The sequence below is a fragment of the Rhodopirellula sp. UBA1907 genome (assembly GCF_002337565.1).
GTDB classification, from domain to species: domain Bacteria; phylum Planctomycetota; class Planctomycetia; order Pirellulales; family Pirellulaceae; genus Rhodopirellula; species Rhodopirellula europaea.
This window is the reverse complement of the sequence record NZ_DDGH01000092.1, coordinates 82,080-101,393: the sequence shown is the minus strand read 5'-3', so window position 1 is coordinate 101,393 and position 19,314 is coordinate 82,080. Positions and strand designations below refer to the sequence as shown.

16 protein-coding genes are annotated in these 19,314 nt (G+C 55.8%); 7 read left to right on the top strand and 9 right to left on the bottom strand.

Features of this window, described 5'->3' with window-relative positions; all coding sequences use genetic code 11:
- The first annotated feature begins 302 nt into the window (after positions 1-302).
- Positions 303-1,685, top strand: a complete 1,383-nt coding sequence (locus B2R17_RS21320; RefSeq protein ID WP_286765598.1) for an arylsulfatase — start codon at positions 303-305, stop codon at positions 1,683-1,685.
- Between the two features lie 87 nt (positions 1,686-1,772).
- On the opposite strand, the gene B2R17_RS21315 is transcribed toward B2R17_RS21320, so the two are convergent.
- Together B2R17_RS21315 and B2R17_RS21310 are read right to left on the bottom strand one after the other, a co-directional pair.
- Complete coding sequence (locus B2R17_RS21315; protein ID WP_008660116.1) at positions 1,773-3,275, bottom strand: arylsulfatase; 1,503 nt, start codon at positions 3,273-3,275, stop codon at positions 1,773-1,775.
- 920 nt (positions 3,276-4,195) lie between these two features.
- Complete coding sequence (locus tag B2R17_RS21310) at positions 4,196-4,534, bottom strand: hypothetical protein (protein ID WP_037254754.1); 339 nt, start codon at positions 4,532-4,534, stop codon at positions 4,196-4,198.
- 176 nt (positions 4,535-4,710) lie between these two features.
- Here B2R17_RS21310 and pyrH point away from each other — a divergent pair, with 176 nt between their 5' ends.
- From pyrH to B2R17_RS21295, 3 genes are read left to right on the top strand one after another with little or no spacing between them, the layout of a single operon-like run.
- Entirely contained in the window at positions 4,711-5,616 is a 906-nt protein-coding gene (gene pyrH / locus B2R17_RS21305) for a UMP kinase (protein ID WP_008672769.1), read from the top strand.
- A 42-nt stretch (positions 5,617-5,658) separates the two neighbouring features.
- Complete coding sequence (gene frr, locus B2R17_RS21300; RefSeq protein WP_037254753.1) at positions 5,659-6,219, top strand: ribosome recycling factor; 561 nt, start codon at positions 5,659-5,661, stop codon at positions 6,217-6,219.
- A gap of 6 nt (positions 6,220-6,225) precedes the next feature.
- On the top strand, positions 6,226-7,911 hold the full coding sequence (locus B2R17_RS21295; RefSeq protein ID WP_286765565.1) for a hypothetical protein: 1,686 nt from the start codon (positions 6,226-6,228) through the stop codon (positions 7,909-7,911).
- Positions 7,912-8,064: 153 nt separating this feature from the next.
- Here the strand turns inward: B2R17_RS21295 and B2R17_RS21290 are convergent, their stop codons facing one another.
- The 6 genes from B2R17_RS21290 to B2R17_RS21265 form a co-directional block, all read right to left on the bottom strand.
- A complete protein-coding gene (locus B2R17_RS21290) occupies positions 8,065-8,388 on the bottom strand; it encodes a hypothetical protein (protein ID WP_286765564.1) in 324 nt (107 codons plus the stop codon).
- Positions 8,389-8,481: 93 nt separating this feature from the next.
- Positions 8,482-9,300 (bottom strand): pyrroline-5-carboxylate reductase, encoded by an 819-nt coding sequence (gene proC / locus B2R17_RS21285; protein ID WP_286765563.1) that lies wholly within the window; start codon positions 9,298-9,300, stop codon positions 8,482-8,484.
- A gap of 55 nt (positions 9,301-9,355) precedes the next feature.
- Positions 9,356-10,864: a protein kinase domain-containing protein gene (locus B2R17_RS21280; protein ID WP_286765562.1), complete on the bottom strand. Its 1,509-nt coding sequence runs from the start codon at positions 10,862-10,864 to the stop codon at positions 9,356-9,358.
- The gene (locus B2R17_RS21275; protein ID WP_286765561.1) at positions 10,861-11,979 is read right to left on the bottom strand and encodes a leucine-rich repeat domain-containing protein; all 1,119 of its coding nucleotides are present in this window, start codon (positions 11,977-11,979) and stop codon (positions 10,861-10,863) included. Before B2R17_RS21275 ends, B2R17_RS21280 begins: the two co-directional genes overlap by 4 nt.
- A 121-nt stretch (positions 11,980-12,100) precedes the next feature.
- Complete coding sequence (locus B2R17_RS21270) at positions 12,101-12,685, bottom strand: pyroglutamyl-peptidase I (RefSeq protein WP_008660102.1); 585 nt, start codon at positions 12,683-12,685, stop codon at positions 12,101-12,103.
- 217 nt (positions 12,686-12,902) lie between these two features.
- Entirely contained in the window at positions 12,903-14,885 is a 1,983-nt protein-coding gene (locus B2R17_RS21265) for a hypothetical protein (protein ID WP_286765560.1), read from the bottom strand.
- 640 nt (positions 14,886-15,525) lie between these two features.
- Between B2R17_RS21265 and B2R17_RS21260 the strand changes: the two genes are divergently transcribed.
- On the top strand, positions 15,526-15,912 hold the full coding sequence (locus B2R17_RS21260; protein WP_286765559.1) for a DUF2237 family protein: 387 nt from the start codon (positions 15,526-15,528) through the stop codon (positions 15,910-15,912).
- Between the two features lie 165 nt (positions 15,913-16,077).
- Here B2R17_RS21260 and B2R17_RS21255 read toward each other — a convergent pair whose 3' ends face one another.
- Positions 16,078-16,512 carry a secondary thiamine-phosphate synthase enzyme YjbQ gene (locus tag B2R17_RS21255; RefSeq protein ID WP_008660095.1) on the bottom strand — a complete coding sequence of 145 codons (435 nt, stop codon included), beginning with the start codon at positions 16,510-16,512 and terminating at the stop codon, positions 16,078-16,080.
- A gap of 472 nt (positions 16,513-16,984) precedes the next feature.
- Here B2R17_RS21255 and B2R17_RS21250 point away from each other — a divergent pair, with 472 nt between their 5' ends.
- Both B2R17_RS21250 and B2R17_RS21245 read left to right on the top strand, forming a co-directional pair.
- On the top strand, positions 16,985-17,209 hold the full coding sequence (locus B2R17_RS21250) for a hypothetical protein (protein WP_007327455.1): 225 nt from the start codon (positions 16,985-16,987) through the stop codon (positions 17,207-17,209).
- A gap of 339 nt (positions 17,210-17,548) precedes the next feature.
- The coding region (locus tag B2R17_RS21245) for a peptidase U32 family protein (RefSeq protein WP_286765558.1) at positions 17,549-19,314 on the top strand (1,766 nt) is incomplete at its 3' end.

Sequence of the window (19,314 nt, the reverse complement as noted above, 5' to 3'; positions counted from 1 at the left end):
CCGACCGTGGTCCCTTGGTTTTTTTATGCGCAGCATTCATCCGCGGTGGACCACGCTTACGCTGGCGACACTGCTGACTCAACGTCCAAGCAGCATCCACCATCCAAAGAAGGGGATTCAACATGTTCAAGTTCCTTGCCAAGACGCTGGCCTCTGGCCAGAGAACATTCGATTGCCGCCGAACATTCCCGCGTCATTTGCTACACAGAATAACTACACACGCCTTCGCGGCTTGCACAGCACTCTTCTCACAAACCCTTTATACACCTTTACTTAGAGCAGAGTCAAGCGATCGTCCAAACATCGTTTTGATACTTGCCGACGACCAGGGTTACGGCGACCTGAGTTGTCACGGCCATCCGTTCTTAAAAACGCCCAGTCTTGATCGCCTCCATGCGGAAAGCACTCGTTTCAACGACTTTCATGTCAGCCCCACGTGTGCACCGACGCGCTCTGCGCTGATGTCAGGACGCGCACCGTTCAAGAACGGGGTCACTCACACCATCCTGGAACGCGACCGGATGGCGCTCACTTCAACCACCATCGCCGAAGTGTTGAAGTCGGCTGGATACACGACCGGCATCTTTGGCAAGTGGCACTTGGGTGATGAAGACGCGTACCAACCTGATCAACGTGGGTTCGACGAAACGTTCATTCACGGCGCTGGCGGGATCGGCCAGAACTTCGCTGGTTCGCAAAGCGACGCACCGGGAACCAGCTACTTCAACCCGATCATCAAGCACAACGGAACGTTCGTGCAAACCGAAGGCTATTGCACGGACGTTTTCTTCCAGCAAGCGCTCGGATGGATCCGCTCACAAAGCGAAGACGAAACGAAGCCGTTCTTCGCCTACATTCCAACCAACGCTCCACACGCGCCGTACAAAGTTGAGAAACGATACTCCGATCTATTCCGTGACAAGTGTTCCTCCCCGCAATCGGGATTTTTGGGCATGATCGTCAACATCGACGAGAACATGGGAAGGTTGATGACCAAGCTCGATGAGTGGGACTTGGCCGACAACACATTGTTGATATTCATGACCGACAACGGCAGTGCAAAAGGATCGAAGATCTACAACGCGGGCATGAATGGTGGAAAGGGAACCGTGCACGAAGGCGGCTCACGAGTGCCTTTGTTCATGCGACTTCCGGGTTTGACGAACAGCGGCGTGGACATCGAGACGATGACTCGTCACGTCGATCTGTTTCCCACCCTGGCCGAAATCGCCGGTGCCGACCTTCCAGACGACCTGAATTTGGATGGACGAAGCCTCGTCCCTCTGATCAAGAACCCGCGATCGGAATGGGAGCATCGCTTTCAATTCTTTCACAGCGGCAGATGGGCGAAGGCTGGACTGAAAGGCAAGTTCGGCAAAGGCGACCCGGACCCAGATCATTCGAAACACAAGAACTACGCCGTCCGAGACGAGAGGTGGCGTTTGGTCAACGGCGAGCTATACGACCTGAAAGCTGATCCTGGTGAAACGACCGACGTGGCTGACAGTCACCCAGAAATCGTGACACGCATGCTCACCGCGTTTGACACGTGGTGGGATGAAGTGCGTCCGTTGATGGTCAACGAAGATGCTCCGCTCGATGTCGGCAAACCGTTCCGAGATCAATTCCTGAAACAAAAGGAAGAGGCAGGGATTCCGCGTTGGTCCCCACCTTCGCTGGATTGATAGCGATCCTCCAATCAGGCAAAGAAAAAGCGGCGAGCATTGCCCGCCGCTTCATAACAATCGTTTGAGAATCTACGTCAGATCAGATCATCGGCCGCCTAGGCTGCCTTCGATCTGCTTCTGAATCTTCTCCAGGTTGAACGAACCCGGCGTTTGGCTTGGCGGAAATTCCTTCATCGACATCAGGAACTTTCCTGCCAGTTGTTGCATGGGAGCCAACACATACACTCGCGACAGGAACCAATCGTTGTAAGTGTTCGAGTTGTGTTGTGCTTTCTCGAACGGATCGCGACGGAGGTTGAACAGCAACGGAACGCGAAGTTCGGTGAAGGGTTCACGCCAAACTTCAAACGCAACGCCTCGATTTTCGAGGAAGACGGCTTTCCAATCTTCGTAGCGAATGGCAACAATTTGACCGTCGTCGTTGACGTACATGAACTCCTTGCGAGGTGATTCGTCGCTCTTGCCAGTCAGGTAGTCCAGCATGTTGTAACCATCGATGTGGTTCTTGTACGAGCGACCATTCAGCTCCACACCTTCTCGCAGTTTGTCCTTGATGTCTGCTCCGCCTGCAGCGGCAGCGAAAGTAGGCAACCAGTCTTCGTGTGCGACGATGCCGTTGAGAACGGTTCCGGCTGGGAACTTGCCAGGCCAACGCACGTAGCAGGGAACTCGGTAGGCACCTTCCCAGTTTGAGTTCTTTTCGCTGCGAAAGGGAGTTGTCCCGGCGTCGGGCCAGGTGTTGTAGTGCGGGCCGTTGTCGGTGGAGTACTGAACGATCGTGTTGTCAGCAATCCCGAGCTCATCCAACAAATCCAACAGTTCGCCGACCTGCATGTCGTGCTCAATCATGCCGTCGGTGTACTCGTCGTTGCCTTTGTGGCGATGCTCTTTCTTGACGTGCGTCCGGAAGTGCATTCGCGTTCCGTTCCACCAGCAGAAGAATGGCTTGCCAGCCTTGTGTTGACGAGTGATGAAGTCCTTCGCCGCGGCGATAGTTTCTTCATCAATCGTTTCCATCCGCTTCTTCGTGAGCGGACCAGTGTCTTCGATCTTGCCGTCGGCGGTAGCTTTGATCACGCCACGAGGACCGAACGCTTGACGGAAGGTGCGACCATCGGCCATCACCATGTCACCGGGGTAGTCTTCGTTCTCAGGTTCCTCTTCCGCGTTCAGGTGGTAGAGGTTGCCGAGAAATTCATCAAAACCATGTTGAGTCGGCAAGTGTTCGTCGCGGTCGCCTTGGTGATTCTTCCCGAATTGGCCGGTTGAATATCCGAGACTCTTCATGACAGTCGCCATGGTGACATCAGTCTTCTGCCAACCTTCTTTTGCACCGGGCAGCCCAACTTTGGTCATCCCGCTGCGGACCGGAACGCTACCGCTGATGAAAGCAGCTCGACCAGCGGTACAGGATTGCTGGCCGTAGTAGTCGGTGAAGAAAATCCCTTCCTTCGCGACGCGATCGATGTTGGGCGTTTTGTAGCCCATCATCCCACGGTTGTAGTCGCTGATGTTTTCAGTGCCGATATCATCGCCCCAGATGACGAGGACATTCGGCTTGTCTTGAGCGTGAGCCGTGAGGCACATCCCCAAAGTCAGAACAAAGACTTGGAGGACAAGAGATCTACACTTCATTTGAATAGGTCCTAGTCAGAGGGAGCAATGTTGCGAAATGCAGTGCTGAGAAGCAGAGATAGGGCCTCAAACGCCTCGCGTCTTAAAACAGCAAGCCAGTTGGGCACCTCCGTCTCACCAGCTTATCCGCCTAACCACGCTGCATGTAGTCGTCAACAACATTGAGTCGACTTGGTTTTGATATTTTCTTCCACCAGTCTCAGCGAATTGAATGACAAAGATTGCTCTTGGATATACGAAACGATTCGCAGGTGAACGTTTCGCGAAAATCAAATGAACGATCGGAGTTTTCTGACCGGGGATTGCGACTCCATTTCTCGGTAAGTGCTCAAGAAGCAATCGATTGGGACACTCACGTCTGTTCTATACAATGCCGCTTGCATGTACGCGTGTCAGTTTGATCACCAGCATCTAGAGCTGTAATCGAGCCGATTGATTGCATGTGCGATCCATGGAGCGATGCAGACTGTTGGCGGCGATCTCAACAGAGTGCTGCGTTTCGCTCCAACAAGGAACAACAACGATCGATCAGTGTGAGCCGACGATCACCCTGGCAACGCATCTGCCCCGCAGCAACGTTTGATCGGACGGAATGGGTTCAAGATGCCGCCGCATGCCTGCGAACTGGGCCCGCAAAATTGCGTGAGGGCCGCACACTCGGCCGGTTCCGATTCAAGGACTATCCAGATCGAAACCTCGAGATCGAATGACTCGTCGAGATCGCTCAAGGTCGATTCAGTCAACAATCAAACCGGCCAAGAAACTCGAGCCATTTTCGAATGGATGATCGGCCCTGAAGGAAGAAGGGCAAATCAAGAGTCGATGTGTCGCTACGAACACGTTTCATGGACGAATGAACGTCAGGAGGAAGTCTAGGACTTCGAGTAGCCCAATTCTCGCATCACAATCAGCATCTCATCACAAGTAATGTACCGACGATGATGTTGCATCTTGTAGCGATCGATGGCGGCAGCCAATTCACAACCATCTTCCGACAAATCCGCGTGCGAACTTCCAAATTGCCGACGTTCGCGAGCGTACCCGCCGTTGGACGCGTCTCGGTTGCGACGGCGGTCTTGGCGAACTTCTCGCTCGGTTGAACGCGATTCCGTGGTTTCCGATCGCGCAGCGGACTCCTGCCGGTTCCGACGGGGCGGAATCACGGTCACAGGTGTCGTCTGGCTAGTTTGGGTTGGAGGTGGCAACGGCATCAATTTGGTTCCTCACACGGGTAACGAGCGTGTCTTGCACACGTTTTCGAGAGACCTCTCACCACAACCCTAGGTCAAGAATCGAGGGAAGGGAGCGGAAAAGCACAATTGATCCCCATCTACAGGGGCGGTCTGTAGCGAAGGATCCTGTTGGCGAAACAAAAACACGGAGAATCGTGTCTGGTTTCGCAAACACGCGGAAATCGTTACCGTTTTACGAGCCACGTTTGCTTGCGAAACACTCGCTGCGACGCGGCGATCCGCTCTTCTTTTTGCTCCCTCTGACCCGACCTGACGCCGAGATGCCCGACATTGCCCCATCGAGTCAACCGGAAGGCGATTTACGTTATCGCCGCGTGATTTTGAAACTCAGCGGCGAAAGCCTCGCTGAATCTGGCAAGCGAGGAATCAGCGACAATGAACTGCTGGCGATTGCGAAGCAGATCAAATCCGCCCACGAATCCGGCTGTCAAATTGCAATCGTCAACGGCGGTGGCAATATCCTGCGAGGCGCATCGTTTTCCGGTGCCAATGCATCCGTCCAAGAAGCCACGGCTCACTACATGGGTATGCTGGCCACGGTCATCAACTCGCTGGCTCTGCAAGACGCTCTCGATTCGATCGGGTTGCAGACTCGAGTGATGAGTGCGTTGCCCGTCGACCGCGTGGCCGAACAATTCATCCGGCGCCGCGCCATCCGTCATCTCGAAAAAGGCCGCGTGATCATCCTTTCCGGAGGAATCGGAAGTCCGTTTGTTACGACTGACACGGCCGCGGCTCAACGAGCACTCGAGATCGAAGCCGACGTGATTCTGAAAGCGACCCGCGTGGACGGCGTCTACAGCGACGATCCAGAAAAGAACCCTCATGCGGTTTTGTACGAACAACTCAGCTACAACGAAGTGATCCAAAAGAAGCTGCGAGTGATGGATGCCACCGCAATCGCGTTGTGCAACGAACACCGCAAGCCGATCTTGGTGTTTAATTTCAAGCAGGATGGCAACATTGTGCGTGCCGTCCGCGGCGAATCTGTGGGAACCTGGATCGGTGACCCACAAGACACGCAAACCAACCAACGTTGATTGCAAACAGCCTTTCCCCCTCCTCAATCCCAGGATGACACAATGACGAGCGACGAGATATTGATGGACGCCGAAGAGCGAATGGACAAAGCCGTTTCGGTGTTGCAAAACAATTTGTCGGGGATTCGCACAGGAAGAGCCAACCCAGGTTTGGTCGATTCGATCAAGGTGGAGGTCTACGGTTCGCTGACACCGCTGAAACAATTGGCCAGCATCGGCACGCCCGAGCCACAACAAATCTTGATTCGCCCGTACGACGCAACGACAATCAAAGATATCGAAAAAGCGATCGTCGCCGGTGACTTGGGATTGAATCCACAAAACGATGGACGAGTCATTCGGCTGAACGTTCCACCTTTGTCGGGCGAAGTCCGCAAAAAGATGGTTTCCCGAATCAAGGAATTGGCCGAAGAAGCCAAGGTTTCGATTCGGAACATCCGTCGCGATGCCAACAAAGCCGCCGACACGGCAGAGAAGGACAAAGAGATGACGGAAGACGATCGCGACAAGACCAAAGATCAAGTGCAAGAGTTGACCAAGAAGGCTGAAACAAACGTCAATGAATCCGCCAAAGCTCGCGAAGCGGAAGTGATGGAGGACTGATCGTCCATGACACAATCGGTGCAATGCCCGCGATGTTTCGCGGCCGTCGCTGTGAGCGACGATGCCGGGGGGACTCGCGTGATTTGCCCGAAGTGCCAGGATACGTTCTTGGTCCCCGGGGTTTCCGCCAGCACCACCAACGACGATGACGATTGGTTGGTGCTGAGCGATCCGCCGGAAAAGCCGGCCGCCAAGCCAAAGCCAACCTCAGTGGCACCCGCGAATATTTCTCCCGCGGTCACGCCTAAGCCGGCCACCACCAGTGGCTCCGCCAATACAGGTTCGGACACGTCTGCCAAGAGTTCAGCAGACTCCGACGGCGACATGTTCGACATGGATCTGCCGCCACTTGATTCAGAAGCCTCATCGGATGACGACGATCCATTCGGGTTCGACAACATCCAGGATCTTGGGACGGGAACCAATCGCGGCGAACTGGCGACCTCCGCCGATGCATTTGACGATCCCGACGACCCGTTCAACTTCGACGCGATGGAAGAATCAGCCGGTCCAGCTGACTCGACTGTTCCCCCGGCCAAGGATTCGATGGTTGATCCGTTGTTTTCCCAGGCCGCCGCTTTGGCTGCCGCTGCGAGCAAACCCAAGCCGCCAGCATCCGACGAACCGGTCGCGCACAACGTCGAATACGAAGAGCACTTTCGGGTGCGTTGCCCCGTCTGCGCGACCATGATGAACGTGACCGCGGCGCAGTCGGGCAAACAGATTCGATGCCACGATTGCCACAAGTCCATCAAGGTGCCACCGGCTCCTCGCAAGAAGAAGAAGGTCGTGATCGACATGGATCGCGCCCAGTCGTTCCAGTTCAATGAAACGGCAGTGACACAGAGCGATCGCCCCGCCGATCCATTCCGCAAGTCCGCGCAGGAGCTGTTGGCTCAGGCTGCGAAGGTGGAAAAAGAAGAGCCCGCACCTGATTTAGATGTGCCAAAGATTTCGGACTGGGCCAAGTCAACCTTTGGTGTCTTTGGTCAGTTCACCGTTGCGGTTCACTGGCTGATTCTTTCATCGATTGCATCGGTTGTCGCGGCAGTCGCCATCGGGTCCGGATTCGATGCGGCCTTGAAATTCTTGTTTCCCGCGGGGCTCGTCTACGGAGCCATGGTGCTGGCATGCGGTTTTGCCATTCTGCAATCCGTCAGTAATGACGAAGAGACCGTTTCCGATTGGCCATTGACTCTGGAACCGCTGGAGTGGCTCGCCCCGACCGCGTTCTGTTTTGCCGCCGTTGGATTGACGGGAGGCCCGGGATGGATCATCGGCACGCTGGCGTTTGGACAAAACCTAGCGACAGTGTGCTTGGTCATGTTGTCGGTGTTTCTGCTGTTTCCATTTGTTCTGCTGTCGATGTTGGACATGCAAAACATGTTCGTCCCGTTCTCGCCCGAAGTAGGCCGCAGCGTGACGCGTTGCGAAGAGGCCTGGGGCGGTTTCTATCTGTCCGCAGCACTGATCTTCTTCGGAACGTTCCTAACATTTTTCGTTGCCAGTTTGTTTGCACCGGTCGCTGCGGCAGCAGTTTGCATCTTCACGGCCACGGCGGGAGCCTTCATCTACTTTGCGATGCTGGGACGATTGGCCAAAGCGATTGGCCAGTCCGTCAATGACGCTCCGAAGCAGAACGATATCGACGAAGTTCGCGAAGCCGAACGTGCCCGCGACGCTGGCGGTTGAGAAAGAGTCGCGATCAGCCCAAGGTAATCGTTGAGACTTCGTTCGATTCAAATTGGAAGCCCCAATGAATCGAACGAGCGAAGCGAACGCTCAGACGGCTGACCAGGCTACTCTCAATTTTTCTTGGTTGCCTTCTTCGAAGCAGCCCCGAATTCAGAAAGGACGTTCGTCAGGATCGTCTCGAGGGTCGCCGCACCAACGGTTCAGAGCTTCCAGCACCTCATCGCGTTCCGCGGAACTGGTCCACACCGAATCTTCGACGTCCAAACGAATCTCGTAGTAGCCTTCGCGTTGGCAATCTTCTTCGCCACAGAAGTGCGGCAAATCCGCGATCCAAACGACTCGGTAAAGTGGCAAGTGTTTGTCATCAACTTTGACGATCGGAGAAACCATCGCGGTGTCCCTGGGCAAGATGTGAAAGAGGTAGTCGTTGAATTGGTGAGTCAGTCGATTCGGCCAACTGCGTTTTTGAGGCATGGAAAAACGCAGCAATCGCACACGCCTTCAAAATGTTCCGACAAGCAAAGTCGGCGCCACAGTCAGTTTCGCGTGGTCGCAGCGACAAAGCCTTTAGGCGAGTTCACGGCTACGATTCGCTGAAGCTTGTACAGCCTGAATCATTGCCCCTCGAACTGCATTCTGTTCCAGGCTGCTCATCGCGGCAATGGTCGTTCCGCCGGGGCTGCAGACGTTGTCTTTCAGGACGCCGGGATGCTCGCCCGTTTCGCGAACCATTTTCGCGGCCCCCAGAACCGTTTGAGTCGCCAACTTCAATGCGGTCGCGCGAGGCAAACCCGCCGCGACGCCGCCATCCGCCAAAGCTTCGATGATGAGGAACACGTAGGCCGGTCCTGAGCCACTGACTCCGGTGACCGCATTCATTTGAGGCTCGGTGACCTGCGACGCGATCCCGACGCTACTGAGCATCGTCTCGATCAACTGCACGTCTTCGTCACCCACTCCGCCGCTGACGCAGAAACCGCTGGCACCTTCGCCAACCAGACTGGGCGTGTTCGGCATCACGCGAACAACTCGATCGTGGCCGACTCCCGCGGTGAGTTTGTCCAAACCGATTCCCGCAGCGATTGAGACGATCAAACGCCCCGACCAATCCGCCGACTTCCCGGCGTCGTTTTTGACTGACAAGACTTCAGCAATGATGTGCGGTTTGACGGCCAGCATCACGACTTTGGCACCGGCAACCGCCTCAACGGTATCGGTGGTCGTGGTGCATTCGCTGTACTTCGACGACCACCACTCTCCGGTCGACTTGGTTTTGTGAACAATCGTCAGTTCACTCGCCTGGAGACACCCGCTTTCGAGCATTCCGCCAACGAGAGCGCGAGCCATTTGCCCGCCGCCAATGACCGTCAATCCGGTGAGTTGCATCTCGAGATTCAATCCATCTATTGCGTGTTGGGAAGAAGACGTCCGAGCAGACGGCTTAGAACATTCCAGGGGTACGCTTTTCGATGTTTGCCAGCAACTGCATCAACGCAACTCGAAGTTGCTTGACTCGCAGCGGCAGGGGAAGCAGCACGCGATTGGGGCCGCGTTTCGCGCGGCTGATGATGTGTCCTTGGCGTTGATCGACCAGCAAGACCGCGGGAATTTCAGCTGTCTTTTCGTCGGTGACGAATTGGTTGTAGGCCTCCAAGGCGTCGTTGCCAAGTTCGGCTGCACCAAAGATCACACAATCCGCCGGATTCTCGATGTCGTCCTCGAATCGAGCCAGTGCGCGTCGCGGATCAGCGATGATCAACACGCGGTAGCCGCGGGCTTTCAATCGTTCGCGAACCGCGTTTTGCAGATTCGCCTTGGATTCCACCAACATCACAACGTAACCTTCACCTTCGTTGGTGACCACCTGATCGTCACCGACATCGGCGGCATTGACCGTTCCACTGGTGTCGTGAACCTGACGTTCGACCGGCCCTCTTTTCAACGTTTCCAACACGCGTTCGACTTCGACTCGCAATGCCGAAGCGGACTGGATCCGTTTCGTCGGATCGTACGCCAAGATCTTCATCAGCAATTGGCTGACGATCCCTGGGCAATCAGGCACATGCTCGGTGATCGGTTTGATTTCTTGAAAACGAGAGACGTTCAGACGTGCCAAACGGTCTCGCGTTTCCGTTAGTGCCGGCGTCCCCGCCAACATGTGATACAGCATGTTGCCGGTGAAAAAGACGTCACTTCGAGGGTCATCCTTGCGAACGTTGGTCCCCCGTTCCAATGCGGCGTAGTCGATCGCGCGAGCGTTGGGGCAATCGGCGACTTGTTCGGGGTTGTTGCGATCGGCCAAAGCGGCCAAACCAAAGTCGACCAACTTCGCGGTCCCTCCCGACGAGATCAGCACGTTGGACAGCTTCAAGTCGCGGTGCGAAATCCCCAGACCGGCAGCGTGTGCCAACCCAGCGGCAATTTCCATCGTCAACTTCAGCGACAGCTCGAGCGGCAGTTGCTTGCGAATGCGAACCAGCTCACGCAGCGTTTGCCCTTCGACGAATTCCATCACCAAGAAAGGGTTTCGAACGTCAGGGACAACATCCAGAATGCGAACGATGTTTGGGTGTTTCAGCTTCAGACCCATGCGGCCTTCGCGAAGGAATTGCTCCATTTCCTTCGGTTCATCGCGGAAACGTTTGCGAAGCACTTTGACCGCGAAAACTTCGTCGCCTTTTTCGGCACGATATACGCGAGCAAACGTACCAGCACCGATCAGGTACTGAACCTTGTAGTCGCCGTAGAAGTAGCCGCCCTTGTCGCCGCGACTCAGCTTCTCGCATTGCAGCGTGGTCAGAATGCCGTGTCGTTGCAACAATTCAATGACGTCGTTGAGTTGCCGTTCTTCAGCCCCCAGTTCCGACAGCGCGCGATCGACCGCTCGTCGGTCTGCGATACCGACGGCGACCGCACGCTGGATGAATTCTTCGACAGTCGGAGCACTCATGGATTCGATGATTCTCCCGACTTCTTTCGTTCGTACTCGTGCAAACGCACACCGAGCTGTTTCAATGCAGCGAGGTCATCTGACCAATCCGCATGCTTCATTTGGGCGGGCGAGAAATAGATGTTCAGATAGGGTGCGAAACGGCGATCGCCTTCCACATCCGCCCGACACATGTCGACGAGAGGTTTCAAATTCGCGATTGGGTTGCCCGGAGCGATCAACATGTCCAAATCGTTGAGCGACGTCAGCGGCTCGAGCGAAGTGATCTTGTTGTCGGAAATCTCCAACGTCGTTAGCCAACCCAGCTTTGAAACGGGATCGAGGCTGGTCAGATCATTGCCGGCGACATCGAGCGACCAAATCTTCGTCAGGCCTGCCAGTGGATCGAGGCTGGTGAGTTTGTTGTCCGCGACATACAGCGTTCGCAAATTGCTCATTTTCGCCAGCGGATCCAAACTGGTCAGCTCATTGCCGGAAACATCCAGCAACTGCATCGCGACCAAGTCGGCGACAGGATCCAGGCTAGCAATTTTGTTGTTCGCCAAAGTGACCGACTGCAAACGTTTCAAATTCGCAATCGGGGTTAGATCTTCGATCTTGTTGTCAGCGAGATCGATCAGCATCAAAGACTTGCAGTGCTGAAGTCCTTCGAGCGATTGAATTCCTTTGCCGGTCCCGACAACGCGAGAGATTTTGGCGACGTCTTCGGCAGTGATCGGTTCGTCGTTGTGGCGTTTCGCGAAAACTTCGGCGCGAACGGCTGACTCGAGAGCGTTGTCGGGGAAGACCGATTTGACGACGGGCTTTTCCTCCGGCTTCTTGTCTCCCTTCTTTTCCTCTTTCATCTCCGCCTTGTCAGCCTTTTTGGCCTCTGGCTTCTTCTCGTCTTTCTTTGCGTCCGTTTTCTTCGCTTCAGGCTTCTTCTCGGCTTCCTTCTTTGCCGGTTTCTCCGACTTTGCGGCCTCCTTCACCTCGGCCGCTTTTTCGGCCGTGGCGGCTTCTTGTTTGTCGGCAGGCTTTTTGTCGTCGTCAGCCGACAACGCGGGGGCGATGGCCAGACAGAGGCAGAAGAGCGACATGAACCAGAGGACGGACAGTTTTCGCGAGCTGTGCATGGTGAATGTGCTGAACCGTGGGGGAAGATGGTGGGCTACAAAGTCACCCATCATAGTCGCTGCCCCCCACAATCGTCATCTCCCGCTATGGCCAACGGGCCAGATCGACGACGGTTTTTCGTCAGGTAGCCGATCCAACCAGACTCTGGATCAGAATCGCGAGTGCGGCACTGGTCATCGGCACGCTCATGCTGGGTGCATCCGAATTTTCGCGAGCGACCTGGGCTGGGGCCAGAGGCATGTGCACAAACACAGACTGCGTCCGCATGCTGAATGCCGCTGAATAGTGGTGACTGAGATACAACGCGGCGTTGCACAGATAAGTACCCGCGTGATGCGACACCGCGGCGGGAATGCCGGCATCGCGAATTTTTTGGGCGGAAATCGCCAGCGGCAATCCGGACCGGTAGGCGGCGGGAGCATCCGGCAAGATCTCGGTGCCATCGGTTCGCAGATTCAATCCGACCGTTTCCAGACGCATGACCGTCGAACCGGGGGCTTGGCCGCAGTGGATCGCCAAGTCGTAGCCAGCCTGCAGATCGGCACGCAGCCGCTCGCTCATTTTCAGCAAATTCACCGGATATCGCCGCGTGACCAGCTCCACCGGCCCATCGTACCAATGGGTCAGTTCCATCAGACTCATCCAGCTCGAATTGTCCGGCCAGCGGTCGTAGGGCTCGAAAGCCGTCAAAAGAACCTTGGTCACGTGTTGGGTCGTCCGGCGGAAATGCGAGAGAAGCGGAGCAGGGTTTCAGCCCCGAAATCCAGGGCCAAAATGCTGAAACGGGCCCCGCAAGTATAGTTCGCCGTTGTTCGCGCCGAAGTCACAAACGCAAAAACGCCCCCGAATCAAAGCGATTCGAGGGCGTTTGGCGGTTCAGATGGTTGCGTCTGCGTTCAGCGTCTCAGGACGCCGTTGACGATCACCAGTTGAAGTTTGCTCCGACGTAGGCACCGTGGAGCAACAGGCTGCTGTCGGCGTGCAAGGCACTGGCCGAGGCGACCGAGCTGTAGTCACGCGAGTAGTTGTCAGCGATGGCCAAGCCGGTTGCACCGAGAACTCGGTAGCCACCGCGAACCGTCCAGCAGTTGCTGACGCGGACGCCGAGGCCCAGATCAAACTCACCCAAAGTCGACAACACGGTGTCGCTGGTGTTGTAGTTGATCATTTCGCCGGGCATGGCAGCCAATTCCGCGGCGGTGTCTTGGGTACCCAAACGATGACGGAACTCAGCTTGGTTTCCGTAGACACCAAACTTACCACCAACGTTCAAGTTGACGCGGCTTCCCAAGCAATAGATCAGTTGGCTGCCGAACTGGTAGCCGAACAAATCGTTCTCGGTCGAGGTCGTGTCGTAGATGTCGTTCATCGTGTAACCAGCTCGTCCGTCAACATCGTATGCGTAATCGACGCTGTCTTTGAACTGGAACCAACGAAGACCGTGGCTGGTGACGACTTGGACTTTGCCGTTGCAAGGACGAACCAAAGGTCCGGCTGCTCCGCCAAATCCGTAACGTGGTCCGCACGGAGCACATTGTTGTGGTGGGCATGCACCGGTGTTGCAGCTGCCATAGCCGCCGTAGTTGGCTCCGCCGTAGCCGCCAACTCCGCCATATCCGCCCATTCCCATGAAGCTCTTCAGCTTGTGACCCATTCCCATGCCGGTTCCGAAAGACGCGGCCGAAGCACGTTGAGCTCCCATCAAACCGAAGCTGAATAGGCTGACTTCCAGACCTTGAACGTCGACATCGCGACGAGCACGGAATTGAGTCGCTTCTGCAAGCGAGTTCGTACCAACACCACCAGGAGCGGCATTGGTATCGCCACCATCCAATGCGGATTGACCTGCACGGCCATCGATGATGTCGTAGACGCTGTAGGCGCCGCCACCATTCAGGGCATTGTATGCACCGCCGCCGTTGTCGTAGTTGTATGCCATTTGCGCGCCGTTGTACTGCGGCATGCCTGATGCTCGCAGTGCACCGCCACCGCCACCATTGGCAATGGAGTTCTCAGCCGTGTAAACCGGCGAGTTGTACATCTCGGAATCAGGATTCCAATTGAAGTACGTCACGCCCAAACCGTACTGACCACATCCGATGTAGCGACCGAAGCTGAGGCTGTAACCGAGCGAGCTGTCAGGCTCGATCGAACCAATTCCCATCAACGGCAGGTAAGGACGAGTTGGATCAGCGGTGTCGTAGCGAGACACGATGTTCCGGTCTTTTCCATTTGTGTCCATGTTGAAAAACAACAGGTCAAACGAGCCGAACCACGGGAACAACGGTGCTCGCACGGGAGCGGCTGATGGCATCCCACAAGATTGCGCGGCATACGAAGCACCTTCCCAAGGTTGCGAAGCTGCTTGCATGTAAGGGCTAGGTTGAGCACATGTTTGGCAGTCACCGGCCGGAGCACTGCTGTATTCGACAGGTGCCGAGTAGTGCTGAGCAGGAGCAGCCGAGTGCTGATGCGTGGAGTGCTGGTGCACCGTTGCGGGCGGCGCAGGAGCGGAGTAGGACGGCGCTGGCTGAGCCGGAGCGGTATGCTGCTGCATCGGCGCCGACAACTGTTCGCTGTAAGAAGGAGCCGGTGTCGGAATGGATTCCGGTGGCGGCAATTGGTTGTCGTATCCTGTCGAAGCGGGTTGGAACAATTGCGGCCCATTGTTTTGGTTGCCGAAGTTGTTCCACTTCGCGGGAGCTTGATAGCCGCCTGCGTTGGGTTGTTGATAGTTCCCACCACCAAACGTCTGAACCGCTTGGGTTTGAGGAACACCTAGCTGGCTGGTTGGACCAGCGTAGGGTTGTCCGCCGTATTGACCAGGTCCGTACTGTGCCGAGGCGATCGTGCAAACACCCATGGAAAGGGTGGCTGCGACAGCTCGCAAGACGTTGAATTTCATCGCTGACTCCTTCTGCGTGCGCTAATGTGCTTCATTGCAACTGCCCTAGCCGAAATCGGGTCTTCCACAGAGGCGACCGACCAAGATCGAAATGACAGTCAAGTTGGACCAGTAGTTGCCGGCCCAAACAGCTGGGAGGCACTCACGAGGTGTCAGTTCGATCTCAATCAGTTGAGCAAATGGTTTCGCTCGACACCCCAGCCGAATGTTCAATACGGTGGACCTGAATTGAGAGAAGTTGGTTGACCAGACCGATCGCTCGGTTTGATCTTCCTTCCGCAACTCGAATCGTCAGTGGTGGACTCCTTTCCACGTAGCAATCCCTCAATTGGTGGCCAAGTCGCGCCGGATTCAGCGAAGAATACGATCGACTGCTAGGAGCGTTGCAACCGGAACGCTTTGCCATTCCGAACCAACTTGACTGAACGGGACGGTTCTCTGCAGACACATTCCCCAATTGACAAACTCACCCATTTTCGCTGATCCGCCCTGTTTTCCGGGGAATTGACTGAAAACACCATTTGGGGAACTCAACTGCCCTGATCAGCGTCCCTTGATGGAAACCGACTTGAGCGACACGATTGCGGTGGAACGCTACGCGATTGCTGTCTCACCAATTTCATCCTGACGGATTCATCTCATGCCCACACCCAAACGCTACAACGCGAAAAATGTCTTGGGATCCGATCTGGCGGTTTGCAGCACGGAGCCAATGACTGGCTTCTATCGCGACGGCTGCTGCAACACCGGCGGGCAGGATGTCGGATTGCACGTCGTTTGTGCCGAGATGACGGCTGATTTCCTGGAATTCAGCCGAGCACGCGGGAACGACCTCAGCACACCCATGCCGATGTACGAATTTCCCGGGCTGAAACCAGGCGATCGTTGGTGCCTGTGCGCCGCTCGCTGGAAAGAAGCCTACGATGCGGGGATGGCGCCGAAAGTTCACCTCGAGGCGACCCACATCTCGGCACTCGAATTCGCTTCGCTGGAAGAACTACAAGAATTCGCCACTGAATCCAATTGAAGTCACCCTCGCGAGGCGGCCGAGAATCGAATGATCAGATGCCGATTGCCCGAGCGTTTGATATCGCGGAAGGTTACAGCTTGCCCGACCCGAACAGCGTACGATGCCTCCGGTAGACAATGCCTCAGACAACCGAGCAATCGTGGCAATCGTCCCTCCCACCGCTCAAGTGTCGGAGCGTTTGCCCTGCAATGTCAGGACGAGATGCCGCGAGGAAGCTCGATCGCGGTGCTCGCACAGGTAGATTCCCTGCCAAGTCCCCACGTTCAAGCGTCCGTCCTTCACTGGAACGCTGACACTGCTGCCCATCATCGAGGCTTTTACGTGAGCCGGCATGTCATCGGGTCCCTCCAGCGTGTGAACATAGGGAAGCGATTCGGGCACCGCGTGGTTCATCGCCGTCTCGAAATCCACTCGCACATCGGGGTCGGCGTTTTCGTTGATCGTCAACGATGCACTGGTGTGCTGAATGAAGACGTGCAACAACCCCATTTCGATCTCGGCCAACTCGGGAATGGCTTGTAGAATCGGCCGCGTGATCAGGTGAAAGCCACGACGAACGGCTGGAATGGTCAGTTCACGCTGCATCCAGTACGACATTTGGGAAGCTACCAAGAGGAAGAAGAGAAATATTCTGAAACTTTTTTGCGGCTCATTTGAGTGGTGACGTTTGTACCGTTGCTGAGCCGTGAACCGCGGGAACGCTTCATTCTGACGACGGAACCGGTTTCATAACAACCCGTTCAAGTGCCTTCTTGAAACCTTCATGCAGTTGTTAGGTTGGGGATAACCCCCTTGAAACCTTCATAATTCGCTAACCAGAAAGTCGATTGATTCGCGACCGGCAAACCCGACCTCTTCGTTAGGGTCATGGATGATCGTCGCGGGACACGCCGGAAAGGCTGGGAAGAGCAAGCCCCCTCCAGAATTTTCTTGACCCACGCCGTTCCACACGAATAATCCCTTCGTGTGAAATGCTTTCAGCGAACGGACTTGGTTGAAGGCGACTGTTTGTACGCGGTGTCCAGGTCGCTTGGATGGCTCCTGACCCCCTGAAGAAAATCGGAATAGTATGACTCATTGCAAAAACGTATTCGAAGCAATCTTGCGTTACGGCCACGATGAAGATTTCGTGCCAAACGAAGATGAAATGTTCACTGCGACGGATGCACCTGCAGGCAGCCAAGAGAAGATCGAAGTGCTGCGTCGTCGTGTTGAATTGGGCCAGCCTCTCTGGCACACGACTGACCGCGTTGATTACAGCGGTTTGACGGGCGCGATCCGCCCTCGCGAATAAGTTCGACCGATCGAAAATGCAGCCCGCCCGGATAGAGGCGAGACGCTCGCAACCATCGACTCCCACAATGAACGACCCAGAAAGCCCCGGTCTCCCGCGACCGGGGCTTTTTCGTTTTCCCCTTCGCGTTTCTCCCGCGAAGTCCCTCTTCGCCTGATCGACGACCGCTCCGTAACCCGCTTCGCATGTTGATTCTGCGTGAGAAACCGACACGAGTCGAGCGACCAGCCCGTCTGCAGCTGCGGCCGACGTCTTTCGCCGGCGAACTGATCCCGGTCGGACACCATTCAGCACCAATTCTGGTCTGGTATTTCGGTGTGTTCGGTTACACTCTCATCCATGATCGAATCCGCTTTGCCACCCACCGCTTCCGCCCCCGAATTGCTCGCTCCCGCCGGCAATTGGGACTGTGTTCACGCCGCGATTGAAAACGGTGCGGACGCCATTTACTTCGGTCTTGATCGAGGCTTCAACGCTCGTCATCGCGCGGCCAACTTTGGTGTCAATGATCTCTCTTCATTGATGGGCAAACTGCATCTTCGCGGTGTCCGTGGCTACGTGACGCTCAACACGCTGGTCTTCCCCGATGAACTGAACGATTTGGTCGAAGTGGTCGACGCGATCGCCAGTGCCGGTGTCGACGCCGTGTTGGTTCAAGACTTCGGTGTCGCTCGAATCGTCAAAGCGATTTGTCCCGAGTTGGAAATTCACGCGTCGACTCAAATGAGTTTGACCAGCTCCGAGACCATCGAAGCGGCGGAATCGCTCGGGTTGTCTCGCGTGGTGGTGGCTCGCGAATTATCGATTGGTGAAATCAAACAGATCCGTTCCAAGACGGACATGCCCATCGAGGCCTTCATTCACGGAGCACTGTGTGTTGCCTACAGCGGCCAGTGTTTGACCAGCGAATCTCTTGGCGGACGCAGTGCGAACCGCGGGCAATGCGCTCAAGCCTGCCGGTTGCCGTATGACTTGGTGTGCGACGGAATCGATCAGGAACTCGGCAATGTTCGCTACCTGCTCAGCCCGCAGGATTTGGCAGGTTACGCCGCCATCCCGGACATGATCGAAGCAGGCGTCAACAGTCTCAAGATCGAAGGCCGTCTGAAAACACCCGAGTACGTCGCCAACATTACCGGCCACTATCGCCGAGCGATTGACCAAGCCATCGCGGACGGTGCCGTGGACCTCGGCGACGACGCTCGTCATGAAATGGAACTGTCGTTCTCTCGTGGCTTCACACCGGGATGGCTCGAAGGCAACGACCATAAACGGTTGGTGCCTGGCATCCGATCCGCCAAACAAGGCATCGTGCTCGGCGAGATCCGAGCCATCGGTCGCGATTCAATTTTGGTCGATGTGCAAGCCGGAGTCGCACTCGGCGATGGATTGGCGATTGAGTCCGCGGTCGATCCCAACAGCACGCAAACTTTCGACAGTGGTTTCGCTGACAATCACCAAGGCGGCCGAATCTACTCGCTTCGAATCGACAGCGAATCTGCAGGAAGCCCACGTCAGAAAACTGAATCAAAGCCATCCGAACAATCTTCTCTGAGTCCTTGGGAACTTGCCCGCCAGCGACAACAGGCAGAAGGCCAAGCATCCGGTGACAAGCTCAAGAAAGTCGAAACCAACCAAACCGTTTGGATTGGCTTCGGCCGAGACGAGATCGATTTTTCGCGAATTGAAATCGGCGCGACGGTTTTTAAGAACGATGATCCTCAACTGAACAAACGCTTGGCTGCGACATTCGGCGGCAAGCCTCGTCGTACGCGGCCCATCAATCTGCACGTTGTGGCTCATGTCGGAAGCCCAGTCGAAGTGCACGCGACGCTGGGTAGCGGCGACCACGCGACAACCGAAAGCATCATCGGCGAAGATGACTTGGCCGTCGCCAAAAAGCATGCCATCACCGATGAAGTCTTGGCGGACAAACTTGGTCGACTCGGCGGTTCTCCATTCCATTTGGGACGATTGACCAGCGACCTGAGTGGCGGCCCCATGGTTCCACTCGGTGTTCTGAATCAGCTTCGTCGCGAATTGGTCGAGAAGCTCGAAGATCAACTGCATGCACCACCAAGACGAACGGTTCGTTTGTCGGCGGG

Excerpts from the sequence above, each read along its gene's own strand:
- B2R17_RS21295 (WP_286765565.1), top strand. The coding sequence starts at position 6,226 with ATGACACAATCGGTGCAATGCCCGCGATGTTTCGCGGCCGTCGCTGTG.
- B2R17_RS21255 (WP_008660095.1), bottom strand. The coding sequence starts at position 16,512 with ATGTCGTACTGGATGCAGCGTGAACTGACCATTCCAGCCGTTCGTCGT.
- B2R17_RS21315 (WP_008660116.1), bottom strand. The coding sequence starts at position 3,275 with ATGTGCCTCACGGCTCACGCTCAAGACAAGCCGAATGTCCTCGTCATC.
- proC (WP_286765563.1), bottom strand. The coding sequence starts at position 9,300 with ATGCAACTCACCGGATTGACGGTCATTGGCGGCGGGCAAATGGCTCGC.
- B2R17_RS21310 (WP_037254754.1), bottom strand. The coding sequence starts at position 4,534 with ATGCCGTTGCCACCTCCAACCCAAACTAGCCAGACGACACCTGTGACC.
- B2R17_RS21275 (WP_286765561.1), bottom strand. The coding sequence starts at position 11,979 with ATGCACAGCTCGCGAAAACTGTCCGTCCTCTGGTTCATGTCGCTCTTC.
- B2R17_RS21260 (WP_286765559.1), top strand. The coding sequence starts at position 15,526 with ATGCCCACACCCAAACGCTACAACGCGAAAAATGTCTTGGGATCCGAT.
- B2R17_RS21290 (WP_286765564.1), bottom strand. The coding sequence starts at position 8,388 with ATGCCTCAAAAACGCAGTTGGCCGAATCGACTGACTCACCAATTCAAC.
- B2R17_RS21265 (WP_286765560.1), bottom strand. The coding sequence starts at position 14,885 with ATGAAATTCAACGTCTTGCGAGCTGTCGCAGCCACCCTTTCCATGGGT.
- B2R17_RS21280 (WP_286765562.1), bottom strand. The coding sequence starts at position 10,864 with ATGAGTGCTCCGACTGTCGAAGAATTCATCCAGCGTGCGGTCGCCGTC.
- B2R17_RS21250 (WP_007327455.1), top strand. The coding sequence starts at position 16,985 with ATGACTCATTGCAAAAACGTATTCGAAGCAATCTTGCGTTACGGCCAC.
- frr (WP_037254753.1), top strand. The coding sequence starts at position 5,659 with ATGACGAGCGACGAGATATTGATGGACGCCGAAGAGCGAATGGACAAA.